Below are 18,114 nucleotides of genomic sequence, written 5' to 3'. Positions count from 1 at the left end.
TTATTGGTTGGTTTGAACTATTTTAAGCGACAAAAAACACAACTATGATCGTTTACGGGTGGAACACCAAAAACATTAAACAGGCTCCATTAGAAGCATATGAATGTCCCAGTTGCCAACAGCAACAGTCTGTTATGGCCATTTTTGCACATTACGTACACATCTTCTGGATCCCGCTTTTCCCATATAAAAAGTCGGTAGAAATTGTCTGTCTGCATTGCAAACATGCAACGCATGAAGCGGAGATTGCCGCAGGCTCAAAGAATATTGTAAAAGGCCTTAAGTCATCGGCTGGCACTCCCAAATATCTTTTTTCCGGACTGATCCTGATTATTTTAGGGATTACTTACCTGACCTTTACGGGAATGCAAAATGCTGAATTGGAACAATCATATATTGATAATCCGCAGGTAGGCGATGTATACATCATCAAAGACAGTGAAGAACGTAGCGAATACAATCATTATCTGCTGAAAGTAAATGACATCACTGGCGATAGCTTGTGGGTTACGTTCAGCTCGTATTCCTACAATGGTATAGTGAGCTCCCTTGATCCCAATGACGGTTTTTATGACATGGCCTATTCCATCCACAAAGATGCCCTCAAAGCATATGATGAATCAGGTGAGTTGAAAAAGGTTTTCCGGGATTATCCGGCTACTTCCGGTTTTGACCGGATGATCGAATACCAAATGCCGGATACTTTGTCTACGGAGAAATGATCTCGTTTTCCTCGTCTCACCCCCTATCTTAAGTTAACGGTATTCTGGTTGGCACAAGACCAGCCAGGGCGACGGACTGCACACCCGAGCCCCTGTTGGAGTTGTCTCCAACAGGGTGATGAAGGGAAAAGGTACACATCTTCCGGACCCACTTTAGACTGGCCTGAAATTTATCATAAAGACCATAAGCTTTATCATTCTCCCTGATTGAGATCCCTCCGCTAAAGGATATAAAAATCACAAACGAGGATAATTGCCTTATATTGGATATTTTTCGTTCTTAATTTCCAATTTTTGGAAACTTTTTTAGTAGTTTTAATGTATGATAGTTGTCAATACAACAACTGGCGAAAGACATAAAGTGGCGATCGAAAAAGTTGAAAGTAGTGACTATCAAAAGATAACGAAAACGAGATACTTCTTTGATTGGAAGAAAGAAAAGACGAATGAAGTATATAAACTAAGAATAGTTGGTTCCAAAGATATTCTTGGACTCGTTTCGGCTGAAAGAATTCCTGAAGAATGGAGGATACATATTAGACTACTCACCGTATCCAAAGAAAATAAAGGAAGGAATAAAGAATATGAAAATATTGCCGGCAACCTAATAACATTTATCGCCAAAATTGCCGTAAGAGAATATGGCGAGCTTGCCTGTGTTTCACTAAAACCAAAAAGAACAATAGCCAGGCACTATATTGACAAATATGGCATGAATATCACTGGCATGACCTTAAGCGTTGAAATAGAAGAAATATTGGAATTAATAAGCACTTATGACCATGACTAGGACCAAAAACAAGATGAATGAAATAGAAGGAGCAGAATATGGGGTAGACTCACGGTATTCTTCACAACAGGAAAGGCTAAAAGACGGCAAAGCGCTAATGGAAGCAAGGCTTCAAAGAATGAAGAATCTTTCTTCCGGGAAGATCATTAAGGCCAGGCTATTGCAATTAAAGCTCCAAATGGAAGAATTTATCAAGGACCCCATTTATCAGGAAGAAAAGTGTTTCACAAAATTCTTAAAATCTTATATAGATACCTTATACAGCAAAAGAACAGACTTTGCCAGGGATATTGATATCACACCTATTCTATTAAGCAAGATTATAAATAATCATCGCGAGCCGAGAGAAGAGTTCATGCAAAGATTGATGATTCATTCTGAAAAGACGTATGAGAACATCTGCCCGTTTCATAAAAAAGCGTGGTATCAGGTATACTATCAGGAAAAGCTATATGAAATGATGGCCAATCAGAATGAATGGAGACCAGAGGTTGAGAGACATGTAAAAACACGCAACCTGATCAAAGCAACAGATTAATATACTATATCCGTAGGGGAAGGAGTCATCCGATATTATTCAGAATTGATGATTTAGGCTTTAGACTGGCCTGAAATTTATCATAAAGACCATAAGCTTTATCATTCTCCCTGATTGAGATCCCTCTGCAAAAGGGAATCTGCCATACGCAATGATTACCTTTATGCACTTCCTGGTTTAAGGGTTCGCCCAGCTTCAAAAATGAAGTTGCAAAGGACCGGTGACAATCGCTTTGAAAACCTTGACTATAACGAGAACTTTTAGAAAAGCTGTTCGTACTGATTTACGATATTCACGGAGATAAAAAATGCTGACAAAAGACCATTTAAGGATATATGATATGTATGAAGGTGACGAGGAGTTACTGGCCTCCTCCGGGTCCAAAGAGGAGCAGAACCTGCTTTCTGATCATGATTTTCAGATGATCCATGACCTGATCGAAAACCAGTATTTAGTGGATACCGTCAAGACCAGCGAAGCATTTAGAAAGCGACATGAGGAAATCCTGGAGCAATACCTGGAAGATCCCAGCCTGAAAAAATCCATTGTTTCTCTGTCAAAGAAATACGTTTACCCTAAAAAGTCGGTGCTGAAAAAGCTTAAATCCAGGATCGGGCAATTTTTCAAATAAAGAAACCTGAAATGACAATCAGGAAGCTGATATCTAATCGGCTCTGGCAAGTTGCAATCAAGCAGTAAGGGAGTATGGGTTTGATAAATTTTTCCATAACCCCCATCAGCCCCTTATAAGAAAAAGGGGGAATATTGGTGTTTTTGTGTGAAAACCTCTCATAACGCCAAGGTCATTTTTTTGCAAAACTGTCGTACACCCCATAACTTGACAAGTAGAACTACTTTGATACATTTTCGTATCTTTATCAGATGATCGAGCTAATTCTTATCCCTATAATCGAATTATTATCCTTCTACCTCCTTCAGCTACCCGGGGCAGTGATCCGGTGGTTATTAGCCGGTGGCAAAAAACCTTTAAAGGAAATTCTCGAAAAGGATAAAACTTACAAAAATGTGTTTGCAGGATTTTTCCTTTTCTTCGCAGTTGCTTTAGCTTATTCCCTGGTAAAATAGCCATTTGTCAAACTTCCGGGAACCCGCTCTGAAATGCCCAAAATTTCAAAGTCTCAGTCAAACAAATACTTTCAAAAAACGCCTTACGAAAAAAGACAGTTTCAACTTCGGCTTGGCCTGCTGGCCCTGATGCTGAACCTCACGTTTGGTGGCCTGCTGATCATTATTCACAGCTATTTTATTCCGGTTACGGCCTTAATGCTGGCATTTACTTTATCCATCATAGCTCCGTTTTATGATGTGCCTTCCCTGATAAAAAGAGGAAACTTAAAATACCACTCCCTGTTTCTTCTTGCTGAAAAAGAGAGAAAAGGAATAATCAAAATACACGGCGGCACCCTGTTTGACTACTACTTTTCACTGGATCGCCACCTGAGTGGCAAACAAAGAACGAACCTGATCATTTCTGAATACTTAAAAGGGTTACTGGACCTTGCCAGGAAAACAGAAGATCACATAATCGTAAAAGGAACCAGCTACATCATCAATGAACGAACGGCTGAAAAAATTGGCTTGCAAAAAGTGAAAACAGATCCTGTCCAGACCTTCATTCTGGTTTTCAACTACTTCAACCTGCTGGCTTCCATCTCCCTGGCCAGAAAGCAGCTTAGCTTCCCAAACATCAGCAACATCAAGACTTACCAGGGGACTGTTAAGGACATTAAAAGTAAGGAAGCCTTTATCAAAAAGCTTATCATATGAAAACGGAGAATACCAGTCACTCCTCAAGAGAACTGACCAGCATTACTCATTTGAAAATCACCAAAAAGGTTTTGAATAAAATAGCGTAACTCACTGATTTTCAATTCATCAATTATGCAATGGAAGCTCCATTGTATAATTTCGGTTAAAGCTCTATTTTCCCGGATAAGTCTGCCTGAGAGCTGCCTCCTACCCAGAACTGAAATTCTCCGGACTCAAAAACCAGCTCTCCTTTACCTGAATAAAAGGAAAGATCATCTCTGGTCAACTCAAAACTCACGGTCTTGCTCTCACCAGGCGCAAGGCTTATTTTTTGAAAACCCTTCTGTTCCCGGATCGGGCGGGTATTGCTGGCCACCAGGTCACGCATGTATAGCTGCGCCACCTCGGTCCCTTCACGGTCTCCGCTATTGGTCAGTGTTGCGGTAACATTCACACCGTCACCGCTTTGGGTTACTGAAATATCGGAATAATCAAAAGTGGTATAGCTAAGTCCGTGCCCAAAAGAAAGCAAGGCTTCTGTCGGCGTATCTGTGTAGTGCGACCAGAATACCAGACCTGCATCGTGAGCATTGGTCACCGGCCGACCGGTATTTTTTCGATCATAATGGAGCGGCTCCTGCCCTACATGATAGGGGAATGAAACCGGAAGCTTCCCGGAAGGATTGTAATCTCCAAACAATACATCGGCGATGGCATTACCTGACTCAGATCCGGCAAACCAGGCTTCTAAGATCGCCGGAGTTTTTTCAACTACCTCCGGAATAGCCAATGGCCGGCCGTTCATCAGTACCACAACTACTTTTTTGTTGACCTTGAGCAGCTCCATCAGTAGAGCTTTCTGACTACCCTTCAAAGAAATATCTGCCTGGCTTCTTCCCTCCCCTGTCTGGTAGCAATCCTCACCGATCGCCAATACCACCACTTCGGATTGTCTGGCAAGTTGAATTGCCTCACTAAATCCCGAACGGTCGTTTTCTATGATATTCAGCTCATGGATAAAGTCCCTGCGGCCTTCGACCAAAGTGTAGCCTCTTGCCACTCGTACTGTTGTGCCCGGACCCACTGCACTCCTGACTCCTTCCACCAGTGAAACGGCCGAGTTGGTCACCGCCTGGGCTCTCCAGTTTCCAAGGGGCACATCTTTACTTTCTGCCAGCTGCCCGATCACAGCGATGGATTTTAAATTTTTATCCAGAGGCAAAAGATTATTCTCATTCTTAAGGAGCACAATGGATTTGCGAGCTACATCCCGCGCACCTTCCAGGTGTTCTTTACTAAGCAGTTGGGCTTTTTCACGGTCTTCCGAGACATATCGATACGGATCATCAAATAACCCAAGGTCCATTTTTACCTTTAAGATCCGCCTCACCGCATCATCTATGAGTCTCTCATCTACTTTCCCCGACTTCACCAGCTCTGTGAGCTCTTTTTCGTAGATCAGAGACTCCATATCCATATCACTACCGGCAATGATGGCTTTCATCCCCGCATCTGCACTGTCCGCAGCAAACCCGTGTGTTATCATTTCGCCTATAGAGCCCCAGTCAGAAACGACAAAGCCGTCATACTTCCAGCTTCCTTTAAGGATATCACGTTGTAAAAGGATGCTCCCGGTAGCGGGCACTCCTTCATGTTCATTGAATGAGTTCATAAAAGTTGCCACTCCCGCTTCTGCTGCAGCTTTAAACGGAGGCAACACTACATTATAAAGTGTGCTGGCTGAAATGTCTACCGTGTTATAGTCCCTTCCGGCCTCTGCCAGACCATAACCCGCAAAGTGCTTGGCACAAGCGGCTATTGTCAATGGGTCAGAAAGGTCTTCGCCCTGAAACCCTTCGACCCATGCCTTTGCCATCACCGACGAAAGGTAGGGATCTTCTCCCGGTCCTTCCATGATACGACCCCATCGGGCATCTCGACTCACATCGATCATAGGCGCAAAAGTCCAGTGTACTCCGGAAGCGGCAGCCTCCTCTGCGGCAATCTTTGCCCCCAGTTTAGCTGCCTCATAATCCCAGGTAGCCGCCTGCCCTATGGGCACCGGCAGCATGGTTTTGTATCCATGTATGACGTCATAACCAAACAGCAGTGGGATACCCAGCCGACTGTTATTCACTGCCAACTCCTGAAATTCCCTGGTCTCTTTTGCTGTAAGAACATTCAACATTGCCCCGACCCTGCCAGATCTGATATTTTCTGCCTTGGCCTTACTATCAGCGCCTGCCTGCGGTCCGGTGTACTCACCGATACCATTGTACATATTGAGCTGCCCCACTTTCTCCTCCAGCGTCATCACGGACAACAGACTATCAATTTTCTGTGCGCCGGTAATCGCAGCAGAATCATCCTTTTGAGGTGTACAAGCCAACCCAATACAGGCTATTATAAAAAGGCTGAAATATTTCATAACAATTAATATTTTTAAATAATGACTTACCAACTTTAAGCGGAAAAACGATTTGAGACTACTGGTAAACACGCACATAGTCCACTTCCAGAGTCTGAGGCCAGATGGAATCGTCTACGCCATACTTACCTCCCCAGTTACCTCCTACAGCGAGATTGAGAATAAGGTGAAATTCTCCGGTAAATGGCCATCCTTCATGAGACTCTTTTCCTCTTTCCCATATGTAAAACGGCTTACCATCCACCATCCAGGAAAGCTGATTTTCGGTCCACTCCAGTGAATAGATATGAAACTTCTCATGAACGTCAGGCACGGATACACTATCCACTTTTTGAGTGCCGTATATGCCATTATATCGCTCTGTATGGGCAGCCCCGTAGATCATGCCCTGGTTGTAACCCACGTGCTCCATAATATCGATCTCTCCATCATCAGGCCACCTGGCATCACGATCCAGTGTAGGCATCATCCAGATAGCGGGCCAGGTGCCCCTACCCTCAGGAAGCCTGGCTTTCACTTCGATACGGCCATATTTCCAATCGCCCTTATTCCTGGAAACGAGTTTGGCGCTGCTGTACGCTCTGTTCCCCAAAGAATCCTTTAAAGCCCTGATTACCAAGACCCCATTATTGATTTCAAGATTTTTTTGTCGATTGGTGTAATACTGCAATTCATTGTTTCCAAAACCACAAAGATCCGGACAGCCGTCCCCTTCTATGGATTCCCATCTGGAAGTATCCAGAGAAGGTTGTTCAAATTCGTCTGACCAGACAAGGTTGGTGAATTTAGGGGCTGCCTGCTTTTGGTCCCGACTTTTGGAAGCACATGCAGAGATGAACACAATGAGTCCGAGTTTAATATAGTAATGCATTTTGACGATTCTGTTTTTTGCTCGGTTGAAATTAATTTGGCTGGAAGACTCTGATGTAATCTACTATAATATATTGAGGAAAAACCGTGGAATTATCCGGATTTCCAGGCCAGTTACCACCTACGGCAATGTTAAAAATAAAAAAGAATGGCGCTCTGAACTCGCTCAGCTCAGCAGGCGTGATATCTATCACATTGTACTGTACATCATCTACATACCAGGTGATGGACTCTTCATCCCACACGATGCTAAAGACGTGATATTCATCAGCAAATACTCCGCTGGTGAGTGAATAACCCTGACCATAGCTTGCGTATTCGCCCCCGTTAGACCAGTGTACCGTACCATGAACAGTCTTCTCCCGACCGCCCCCGCCGATCATTTCCATAATATCTATTTCTCCACAGCCGGGCCATCCGGCCTGCCGGAAGTCAGCTCCCAACATCCACAATGCAGGCCATATACCCTGCCCTCGCGGTAAAACAGCACGGATATCCACACGGCCATATTGAAACTCCACCTTATTCTCTGTTATAATTCGTGAAGAGGTGTAAGACTGCCCTCCCCGGCTCTCCTTTCTGGCTTCAATGATCAGGTTTCCCTCAACAATGGAAGTGTTCTCATTGGTATAGTACTGAAGCTCATTATTCCCCCAGCCATTGCTACCTGTTCCGATTTCGTAGGTCCAGTCATCCTCGTTGAGACTTTCTCCATCAAACTCATCCTGCCATATCAAAGTCATCCCCTCGTAAGAAGCTGGTGTGGAGTATCCGGTCTCGGGCAAAAAATCCCCGGGTTCCGGGGCTGGTATATTGATCTGTTCAGACCAGGTTATAAAATCAAGAGATGTAGTGTGAGCCTGAACAGTGATCACAAAATCCCCGGAAGAGTTATAAGTATAATTGATGGTTCCACCTGACTGTTCTTCAAAGCTGTCATCATCTCCAAAGTAAAACCGAAAGAAATTCACATTATCAGCAGTTGCGCTGATATGCACTTCTTTAGGGTCTTCTTCAGACTGTTCAATAGTTACTACCAGATTGCTGGGGAGCAATACCTCGTTATTAGAAGGAGAGTCTTCCCCACAAGATGTGAGGAAGACTATCATAATAAATGAAATTAAAAAAGAGTGTTTCAACATTAATTATTCAATTGGATATCATCAATATAAAACGTCCCGGCATTGGAAACATTCCATCCTGGAAAAATCACTATACGTCGGTACGTAGCTCCGGCAGCTGCAGAAATATCAAATGTAAGTTCTACCCACTCAGAAGCCGCATCCACATTCTGATCTACCTCTATGAAGTCCGTATTATCAGCAGTGTTTTCCAGTTTCAACCGAAACGTACCTGTCTGCGGAGCCCAGACCTTAAGGGTCAGGGAGGAAGTACCGGTAATGTCCGGAGACTCGCTCAGGTCGGTAAACAGTCCGGCCCATGTCTCTCCCCCATGTACAGTTTCCAGTACTCTTGCACTGGTATTGATCCCGCTTGCATCTGGGTTGTCAATATACTGATAGGTAGATCCTCCGAAAGTAGTAAATACAGGTTCTCCGGACTCAAAGGTTAACGGAGTCTCTACTTTCAGCTGAATATCATCCACATAGAAGGTTCCTGCATTCGCTACATTCCATCCTGGGAATATAACTACCCTACGATAGCTCTTGCCTATTACACCCGAAATATCGTACTTAAGCTCTACCCATTGATTGGCTGTATTAACAGCCTGATCAATTTCTATGAAGTCTGTATTATCAGCAGTATTCTCCAGTTTTAAGCGGAATGTACCAGTCTGTGGCGCCCACACTTTTAATGAAAGGGTGGTGGTTGCGGAGGGATCTACCGGATCTGTTAAATCAGTAAACAATCCCGCCCAGACTTCTCCGCCATGTACGGTTTCCAGAACCCTCGAACTGGCATTGATGCCGGAAGCATCCGGGTTGTCCACATACTGGTAAGTGGAACCCCCAAAAGTTGTAAATACTGGCTCTGTTGATTCAAAAGTCAGTGGAAACTCTACCAAAGCAGAAGCGATGGTGACAGACTGTGTGCTTTCTGCAGATTCACCAGCACCAGTGGCAGTCAGCGTAACCTCATAAACCCCATCAGCAGCATAAGTGTGTACCGGATTTTCTTCCGTGCTGGTATTTCCATCACCAAAATCCCATGAATAACTGCTGGCATTTGCAGAAGTATTGGTGAATGTCACGTCTGTGCCGCTCACCTCAAATGTAAACCCTGCTGATACCGGCTCGTACCCTTCGGGGATCAGGCGATGGTACCAGGCAAAATCCGTATTGACATTATCCCGAAATCTCAAAAACATTTCATTTTCGGATATGGAGAGGATCTGGTAAGTATTCACACCGGTGGCATAGCCAATGAAGCCTCCATTCGTCAGGTTAATAAATTTGTTTCCTTCAGGGTCTTCTGTGATAGAATAATTCATATCCTCCGGCGCATCATAAGGCGCTGTAAAATCACCTACTGGAGCTTCTGTGGCTCCGGGAAAATTACCGGTTTGTCCGCCATTCAGGTAAACATCCCCGTTTGTTTCCTGAACAAATACGGATTCACTGAGATAGAAGGTAAAGGTATCATCATAAAGTCCTCCTCCTTCTTTTTCATTGGCACCTGCCTGATACCAGTCCGGAGTAAAGGTGGGTCCGCCAACACCTTCGGTTCCGGGGCCTAAGCCAAAGTGACCCGCACGACCGGCGTCAATCGCCCAGGTTTTTCCCTCGGGATGATCACAACCTCCGGTCAGAAACTGAAGGACTTCTACGTTACAAATTTCAGGATCCGTATTTTCAATGGTAATTGTTTTAGAAGATGAAACTGACCCACCCTCTGTATAGACGGTCAATGTAACTTCATAATCACCGGCAAACGGATAATAAGCCGTAACTTCATTTCCTTCTCCGGAACTACCGTTACCAAAATCCCATTTTTTGATAAACCCATTTGATGCATTGCTGAATACAATGTAATTGGGCCCGTCACTACCTTCAGTGGCAGTAAAGCTTGCATCTTCCTCAGTCGGAGGCTCAGCATCCAACTCAAACTGCTCCTGGCAAGCGGTAAACAGCAGGACAGGAACGGCTAATAATATGATTATTAAATTCTTGATCATCACTAAAGCGTTTTAATTGTTGTAATTTGGATTTTGGTCCCAGTTGCCTCCTGAGAGGTCAATCTCCACCTGTGGAATAGGGAAGACTTCATGCTTACCTTCCACAAATCCTTCAATCTCACTTGCTGCCTGACCAGTTCTCACCAGATCAAAAAACCTGAGCCCTTCTCCTGAAAGCTCCAGACGTCTTTCTCTCCAGATTGCATTGGTAAGGTCCGTACCTGAGCCAGTCACAGCTGGCATACCCACCCGGCCTCTCACTTCATTCAGATAGGTTCTTGCTAAAGCATCATTAGGTGAAGCTTTTCTGTTGTGTGCCTCAGCTGCCATCAAGAGGATATCAGGATATCTGAGCACTCTGTGGTTAACCGGGCTGGTCAGGTCATCATCAGGCAGACCAAGCTCATCCTGACGCTTTAGGTATTTGTTGTTGTAATAACCGGTATGGCCGCCTCCGCCAATTGCATAGGTAATTTCGTCAGCGTTGGGCTGTACGGCAATAAAGGCATCAATATCCAGTACGGTACCGTCTCTTCGTATATCCGCAGGATCAAAGAAATTATAAAGCTCCTGGGTTGGGAGATTGTAGCTATTCCCATCTCCGTAAACCGGCCCCGTATATTGCCTGATGCCATGGAATCCTACGGCAAGGTTTCCTTCGAGGCAAACAAAGCAGCCATAGCTACCTCCTTCACCTCCTGTAAACTGCACCTCTAAGATTGATTCAGAATTTCCTTCCTGATCTACGCTAAACAGGTCGGCATATTCCTCACTAGAAGCAACCGTAATGGTACTATATGGTCCTTCATTGATCACACGATCCAGCACAGTTGCTGCTTCATCAAACTTATCCTGGTATAGATAGGCGCGGCCCAGAAGTCCCAGCGCGGCTCCTTTAGTAACCCGTCCCTTCACAGGGTTGGTCCAGTCAAGCGCATCAGCTGCAGCAATCAAATCGGCTTCTATCTGAGCGTATACTTCAGCTTTAGGAGTTCGGGCTATAGATGTTGCTTCCTCAATTCCCAGTCGCCTGTCTACAATAAGGGGTACATCTCCAAATACTTTGACGAGCTCGAGGTAAAAGTACGCTCGTAAGAAAGCAGCCTGGGCTAAAATTTCATCCTTACCCTCAAAGTCAATGTTATCCTTATTTTCGAAAATGAAGTTTGCCCGGGTTATCCCCGCGTAGTTGTAACGCAAAACATCTCGCAACTGTGGATTTACCGCATTATGAGTCATCTCATCGATCTCATGAAGCGAACGGGTATCATTTACACTTTCGCCACCTGCAATGGAGTTATCAGAGGCAATCTCCCCGATCCATAAAGTCATGTAAGATGTCTGAAGAAGGTCATAAGCTCCGGTCAAAGCCTGTTCATAGTCTTGCGGAGTCTTGAAATAGCTCTCTGCATCTTGTGCATATTGTGGCTCCAGATCCAGCATTTCATCACATGCCGGAAGGAAAATCCATCCCAGAGCAACTATGATTAATGAATATATTTTTTTCATTTCAATTAAAATTTAATGTTTAGACCTCCCATATAAACTCGTGCTTGTGGGTACATCCCATTGTCTACACCAGCACTCAGCGGACCAGCTGATCCCACATCAGGATCATATCCCATGTATCGTGTCAGCGTGATCAGGTTGTTGGCCGCCACGTAAAATCGAAGGTTCTTAATGCCGATTGATTCCGTAATGTTTTGAGGGAGCGTGTATCCCAGCTGAACATTTCTAAGCCTCACGAAAGAACCATCTTCCACATAAAAATCTGAGAATGCGGTGTTCTGAGTGGCGCCAGTGGTTAGTCGAGGATATTCGTTAGTACTTCCTTCACCTGTCCATCTGTTAATGTTGTAAGCCAGCTGGTTAGCATATGGCTGCTGACGCTCATAGTTTCGGATAATTTCCTGCCCCAGGGCCGCATAGATGTTTGCCGAAAGGTCAATTCCCATATACCCCAGGTTGAAGTTTAAGCCCATGGTGTAATCCGGTATAGCTGATCCAATGATGGTTCGGTCAGAATCATCACCAAAACTGATCACTCCGTCTCCATCCTGATCTACAAACTTCAGGTCTCCGGGCTGAGCTCCGGGCTGACTTACATCGCCGGAAGCAATCTCTTCTGCATTTTGAAAAACACCATCGGTTTCATACCCAATGAAATAACCGATCGGGTATCCTTTTTCAAAACGAGTGGCTGTATTTCCTCCTACACTGAATGCAGCGCCTGGAATGAAATCAAAGCCGTCTGGTACCCTGGTGACTTCATTATTTAACATAGTCACGTTATAATTTACCGAGAAGCTAAACCCGCTATTGCCACGGATGCTGTAATCCAGATCCATTTCTATTCCTGAGTTTCTCACGTCACCACCATTCACTACAGGGGGAGAGCTTCCAGCTCCGTAAGTTCCCAACACTGCAGACACTGCAGGCTGAAATAAAAGATCTTTAGTATTCTTAATAAAGTAGTTAGCTGTCAAATCCAATTGATTGAACAAGGTCAGATCCAGGCCAATGTTGGTTTGCTCAGTGGTCTCCCATTTCAGATCCGGATTTGCAGCTGCACCGATCGCTGTGCCCTGTACGATCACATCATCAAAAACATAGTGACCTTCTCCGCCCAAAGTGGCCCGGTATCTGAAATCGCCAATACGGTCGTTACCTGAAATACCGTAGCTTACTCTTAGCTTGGCGAAGTTGACTAAGCCAGGGGTAAAGAAGGATTCCTCAGTGATTACCCATGCTCCCGAAACGGAGGGGAAATAACCGAACCTGTTGTTTTCACCAAACCGTGTAGAGCCATCTCTACGTGCAATTGCAGAAATTAAATACTTCTTTTTATAATCATACTCCGCACGTAAAAAGACAGATGCTAACCGCGATTTCACCTGAAAAGATCCAACATTATTCAGGTATCCGTTTGCGGCCTGATTTGTGGAAATATCAGCCAGATCAAGCGAATTGTTAGGAATATTAAATCCAGTGCCGTTCAGTCCTTCAGATGACCTGCCAAAATAAGACACACCCGCCGTACCTTTCACGGTATGTTCATTATTAAATGTGTGAGCATAATTCAGGAATGCTTCCAGGTTATAATCCAGATAAGTATTTCTGCTTTCATAAACACTGGCTCCCCTTTCAAACTCCACATCACCTATGGTTACTATGACAGGGTCCAGGTCAGCATTAGCCGCACTGTTGGCATACTTGCCCGAACCGTACCAGACAAGCGGATTAAACTGCTTATAATCTACAAGTGCATAGTTATAGCCTGCTCTTCCTGATAATTTAAAATCATCATTTATGGAGTACTCTATCTCTTCTTTCCCGGTAAATTTGTTGACCGTATTCCAGTTGAATGAATTACCGATCTGCGGGATAGGGTTGATGATATCGGCAACATTTTCCAGGTAAGAGTAATGTCCGTCTTCCCGTATAGGAGCCGTTGGATAAGCATTTACAGTATTGTAAAGCACAGAACCAATACCATTTTCCGGTAGGCTGGTACTTTCTTCATGTGTGTACAGCGTAACGTTGGTGAGTTTAACCTTAGGAGCAAGCTCGGTCACAAAGTTGATACGCCCGTTGTAACGTTCAAACTCTGCTTTCTTCCCTCCTACGATCCCTTTTTGTTTGAAATACGATCCGCCAATGTTATAACTGGTCTTCTCTGTTCCGCCCGTTACACTCATATTGTAATTCTGGATCGGAGCTTGTTCGAATACCTCGTCCTGCCAGTCAGTACCTTCACCCAGCTCGGTGTTAGCAAACGGAGGAGTTAGCCCCCCCTGCACAAAAGCTTCATTCTTCAGAATCGCATATTCACGAGCATTGAGAAGGTCAAGCTTTCTGGCTGTTTCCTGTACTCCATAGTATCCGCTTACTTCAAAACTGGGTTTAGAGTTGAGTTGTCCTTTTTTTGTCTCAATCAGGATGACTCCATTTGCAGCCCTCACCCCGTAAATCCCTGCAGTCGCGTCTTTCAGCACGTTGACAGACTCAATATCTGATGGGTTCAGAGCATTTAGTCCGTCTGCTTCATAAACCACTCCATCTACAAGGATCAAAGGATTATTATTCCCATTGGTACTCAGCCCACGAATCCTGATATTTGAAGAACCCCCTGGTGAACCTGAGTTTGTAGTAATGCTTACACCGGAAAGCTGACCTTGCAAAGCCTGATCTAACCTCGGTACTTTGCGCTGCACTACTGCATCGCTTTTTATGCGTGACACAGCTCCGGTAAGTTCCTTAGCGGTTGTTTCACCATAACCTATAACTACAATCTCATCCAGCTCAGAAAGGTCGAGCTCCATATCTACATCAATGGTAGTTCGACCATTTACAGAAATTTCCTGTGACTGAAAACCGATGAAGGTAAATACCAAAGTGCCTCCTTCTGAAACGTTCAGACTGTAGTTTCCATCTGCGTCTGTTACTGTTCCATTTGAAGTCCCCTTTTCTAAAACTGTGGCGCCCGGTAATGGGGCTCCTTCGGAGGCGTCTTTCACAACCCCTCTTACTTCCACGGACTGAGCCATTGCGTTTCCACAAAGAAAAAATACAATTGTGGCCACAAGACCCATCCTAAATAGTCTTGTTTTTTGTGATTTCATCTAATCTTCATTTTAAAGTGCTTCATACTTTTATTTTTTTAATACCGATTCCCCAGCAACCTCTCTTTTATGAGATTCGCAATAGCAATCGTTTTCATACGACTTCCCAAATCTTCACTATTAATTCTCATTTCGGTCATTTCATACTACATCAATGCTACATCATCCAGCAAAAAAGACCTCATCAATACTACATCAACAGCCCTCAAAAACGTACTTAAATAGCTCTGAATAGATCTTTCTGTTTTTCTTTTATTATCTTCATTTTCACAACACACTCAACATGACTCTAAAAACCCACCACACAAGGAAAAGGAATAGTACAGGCAGCCTGATTCTGCTAATAATTATATTCCTCCTGCCATTTACAGGACTATCTCAACCTGACACCTACGCTTTTACAAAAGTCCCCATGACAAAAACCTTCCATACAGACGACTACCAGGGTGGGATTCAAAACTGGGACATAGCTCAGGACCAAAGAGGCTATATCTACGTCGCTAACAACTTTGGCCTGCTCGAGTATGATGGTAACACTTGGAGAAAATACCTGGTGGATAACAATACCCGGGTACGATCAGTATTTGTAGATTCAGATAACCGCATCTACATAGGCGGCCAGAATCAGTTTGGTTATTACGAGCCAAATGATCAGGGCTACCTTGTCTTTCACAGTCTTTTTGACCAGATGTCTGAGGAAGAGCGAAACCTGGAAGACATCTGGAAAATCTTCAAGTATGGGGATAAGATTCATTTCAGCTCTTACCAGGGGCTCGTAACCTATGATGGTGAGTCTGTGACCAAACTCACAGAACCATTTGATTTTGGGCTTGCTTTTAGTGCGGCCAACCGGTTGTTTATCTACTCTCCGGAAATGGGCCTTGGCAACTGGAATGGAAAGAAATTCCAAAAAATACCAGGAAGCGACTTTCTTACCCGTGAACTCGTTACAGCAATCATTCCTCACCGAAACAGCAGTTTCCTGATCTTTCAGAAAGACGGCAGGATCTTTCAGCACAAACAGGACCGGTTTTCAGAATGGGAAATACGTATTTCCGGTTTTTTAGAGAGTTCGCTGATAAACACAGCTATTCTGTTGGATAACAACAACATTGCCATCGGCACCCAAAACAATGGAGTCATTATACTTTCTCCCGAAGGAAAAGTACTTCAGCATCTTACCAAAGGAAAAGGACTAAACAACCGAACAGTTTTGTCGCTCCATGAAGACCAGTTTAAGAACCTCTGGGTAGGATTAAATAATGGGATCACAATGGTGGAACTCTCCTCACCCTTCACCATGATAGACGAACAGTCCGGACTCCCCGGAACGGGCTACAGTGCCTATTTCACCGATAACAAGATCTACCTGGGCACCAGTAATGGTCTGTTTTACCAGGAATCAAATCCTGATCCTATTGCCATGGAAAACCAATACAGCCTTGTAAAAAACTCAAGCGGGCAGGTCTACAATATTCAGCAGGTAAACGAAGAGCTCTTCCTGGCACATCACAATGGAGCATTTCTCGTCAAGGAAGACCTTGCCACTCCCTTTTATGAAGAAACCGGAAGCTGGAAAGTGGCAAAAACACCCAATGATGGACAGCTGCTTCTCGGCACTTATGATGGGTTCAGAGTATTTGAAAGGGGAAATTCAGCATACAAGCTTTCCAAAAACCTAAACTCATTTGGGGAATCGAGCAGGGTCTTTGAATTTATCAACGACTCTTCCCTCTTTATGACACATGGATACAAAGGGGTTTTTAAGGTTACTTTTGATTCAGACTTTGATCAGATCAGCGATGTCCGATTTTACGGCAAAGACAGCGGTTTTCCATCTAACATACTGATCAATGTATTTGACCTTGGTAACCAGCAGGTTTTTGCTGCAGAATTCGGCCTGTACACCTTCAACGATCAAAAGGACCGATTTTTTCATCATGACAAACTGGAAAAATACCTGGGAACCCAAAGTCATATCCGGGAGATGACTCATGACCATAATGGCAATATCTATTTTCACAGCGATACCGAATTAGGGTATCTAGAAAAAACGCCCTTTGGAGAGTATGAAAAACACACCGAAGTTTTCTCAAGGATGAGAAAATACCTCTCTGATGATCTGGAAAACATCAGCATTATCGATCACCAAAATGTATTTTTTGGAGCAAAAGAGGGATTCATCCATTACAACCCGAGTATTCGTGTTGAGGAAGACCACCCATTTAAAACTTATATAAGAGAAATATCAGCAGTCACCGAAACAGAAAAACTGCTTTATGGAGGTACAGGCGCCCTGTCCGGAGATGGTCCGTCACTTCCGGCATTTTTCTCGTCGCTGAAGTTTCAGTATGCTTCTCCCTACTTCAATGGACAGGATGAGCTTCAGTTTCAGTACATGCTTGAAAACTTTGAAAAAGACTGGTCTGACTGGTCTCCCATCACGGAAAAAGAATACACCAACCTTTCTGAAGGGGATTACACTTTTAAAGTGCGTGCCAAAAACGCTTTCAATGATATTAGTGAGGTGGCCAGCTTTTCGTTTCAGGTGTATCCTCCCTGGTACCGGTCAAAACTGGCCTATTTTCTATACGCTGCTTTGCTATTACTTGTATTTGGAGTCTCTATGTTTTTGCTGGATACAAAGCACAAGCAGGAAAGAAAAGAGCTGACCATCAGACAAAAACGGGAACTTGAAGCAAAAGAGAATAAGATAGAGGAAGTATCTAAAAAATCTGAAGAAGAGATCACACGGTTAAGAAACGAAAAACTAAGAGCTGAGGTAGACCATAAAAACCGGGAGCTTGCTACAAATACCATGCACCTTATCAATAAAAATGAGTTCATGGTAACCATTAAAGAATCCCTTCAAACCGTGGCTAAAAATGGCAAGGATCATAAGGATGCTTTAAAGAAGATCATCCGTGATATAGATCGCAATCTTTCAGAAGATAACGGATGGGATCAGTTCACAAAACATTTTGACCAGGTGCACGGGGACTTTCTGAGAAATATCAAAACAGACCACCCGACATTGACACCACAGGAGATCAAGCTGTGTGCCTATTTAAGGATGAATATGACTTCCAAGGAAATTGCCAACCTCCTCAATATCTCCGTTCGAGGTGTTGAGATCAGCCGGTATCGCTTACGCAAAAAGCTGGGCCTGGACCGGGAAACCAACCTGGTTGATTACATGCTGGAATATTCTTGAATGTAATACTTAAAGAAAAAGCAT

14 protein-coding genes are annotated in these 18,114 nt (G+C 44.0%); 8 read left to right on the top strand and 6 right to left on the bottom strand.

The features are described from left to right. Positions 1-44 precede the first annotated feature (44 nt). From AC3E9V_RS08780 to AC3E9V_RS08755, 6 genes are all read left to right on the top strand, one after another. Complete coding sequence (locus AC3E9V_RS08780) at positions 45-722, top strand: hypothetical protein (RefSeq protein ID WP_488752818.1); 678 nt, start codon at positions 45-47, stop codon at positions 720-722. Between the two features lie 322 nt (positions 723-1,044). Continuing rightward, complete coding sequence (locus AC3E9V_RS08775; RefSeq protein WP_488752817.1) at positions 1,045-1,512, top strand: N-acetyltransferase; 468 nt, start codon at positions 1,045-1,047, stop codon at positions 1,510-1,512. Further along, a complete protein-coding gene (locus AC3E9V_RS08770) occupies positions 1,505-2,050 on the top strand; it encodes a hypothetical protein (protein WP_488752816.1) in 546 nt (181 codons plus the stop codon). The genes AC3E9V_RS08775 and AC3E9V_RS08770 overlap by 8 nt, the downstream gene beginning before the upstream one ends. Positions 2,051-2,357: 307 nt before the next feature. After that, positions 2,358-2,681 carry a hypothetical protein gene (locus AC3E9V_RS08765; RefSeq protein WP_488752815.1) on the top strand — a complete coding sequence of 108 codons (324 nt, stop codon included), beginning with the start codon at positions 2,358-2,360 and terminating at the stop codon, positions 2,679-2,681. Between the two features lie 251 nt (positions 2,682-2,932). Next, positions 2,933-3,136 carry a hypothetical protein gene (locus tag AC3E9V_RS08760; protein WP_488752814.1) on the top strand — a complete coding sequence of 68 codons (204 nt, stop codon included), beginning with the start codon at positions 2,933-2,935 and terminating at the stop codon, positions 3,134-3,136. 33 nt (positions 3,137-3,169) lie between these two features. Continuing rightward, the gene (locus AC3E9V_RS08755; RefSeq protein ID WP_488752813.1) at positions 3,170-3,838 is read left to right on the top strand and encodes a hypothetical protein; all 669 of its coding nucleotides are present in this window, start codon (positions 3,170-3,172) and stop codon (positions 3,836-3,838) included. A gap of 145 nt (positions 3,839-3,983) precedes the next feature. Here the strand turns inward: AC3E9V_RS08755 and bglX are convergent, their stop codons facing one another. Genes bglX through AC3E9V_RS08725 form a run of 6 tightly spaced genes read right to left on the bottom strand, consistent with a single transcriptional unit; the run spans position 3,984 to position 14,876 of the window. Further along, complete coding sequence (gene bglX / locus AC3E9V_RS08750) at positions 3,984-6,248, bottom strand: beta-glucosidase BglX (RefSeq protein ID WP_488752812.1); 2,265 nt, start codon at positions 6,246-6,248, stop codon at positions 3,984-3,986. Positions 6,249-6,306: 58 nt separating this feature from the next. Then, a complete protein-coding gene (locus tag AC3E9V_RS08745; RefSeq protein ID WP_488752811.1) occupies positions 6,307-7,119 on the bottom strand; it encodes a glycoside hydrolase family 16 protein in 813 nt (270 codons plus the stop codon). Positions 7,120-7,150: 31 nt separating this feature from the next. Next, positions 7,151-8,227: a glycoside hydrolase family 16 protein gene (locus AC3E9V_RS08740; RefSeq protein ID WP_488752810.1), complete on the bottom strand. Its 1,077-nt coding sequence runs from the start codon at positions 8,225-8,227 to the stop codon at positions 7,151-7,153. A gap of 32 nt (positions 8,228-8,259) precedes the next feature. Continuing rightward, entirely contained in the window at positions 8,260-10,254 is a 1,995-nt protein-coding gene (locus tag AC3E9V_RS08735; RefSeq protein WP_488752809.1) for a PKD domain-containing protein, read from the bottom strand. 12 nt (positions 10,255-10,266) lie between these two features. Beyond that, a complete protein-coding gene (locus AC3E9V_RS08730) occupies positions 10,267-11,763 on the bottom strand; it encodes a RagB/SusD family nutrient uptake outer membrane protein (protein WP_488752808.1) in 1,497 nt (498 codons plus the stop codon). Positions 11,764-11,768: 5 nt separating this feature from the next. Then, entirely contained in the window at positions 11,769-14,876 is a 3,108-nt protein-coding gene (locus tag AC3E9V_RS08725) for a SusC/RagA family TonB-linked outer membrane protein (RefSeq protein ID WP_488752807.1), read from the bottom strand. A 69-nt stretch (positions 14,877-14,945) separates the two neighbouring features. Between AC3E9V_RS08725 and AC3E9V_RS08720 the strand changes: the two genes are divergently transcribed. After that, on the top strand, positions 14,946-15,101 hold the full coding sequence (locus AC3E9V_RS08720) for a hypothetical protein (RefSeq protein ID WP_488752806.1): 156 nt from the start codon (positions 14,946-14,948) through the stop codon (positions 15,099-15,101). 187 nt (positions 15,102-15,288) lie between these two features. Beyond that, entirely contained in the window at positions 15,289-18,090 is a 2,802-nt protein-coding gene (locus AC3E9V_RS08715) for a ligand-binding sensor domain-containing protein (protein ID WP_488752805.1), read from the top strand. Positions 18,091-18,114 lie beyond the last annotated feature (24 nt).

The sequence above is a fragment of the Marinoscillum sp. HNIBRBA16962 genome, assembly GCF_057801515.1.
This window is presented reverse-complemented; position numbering and strand designations above follow the sequence as displayed.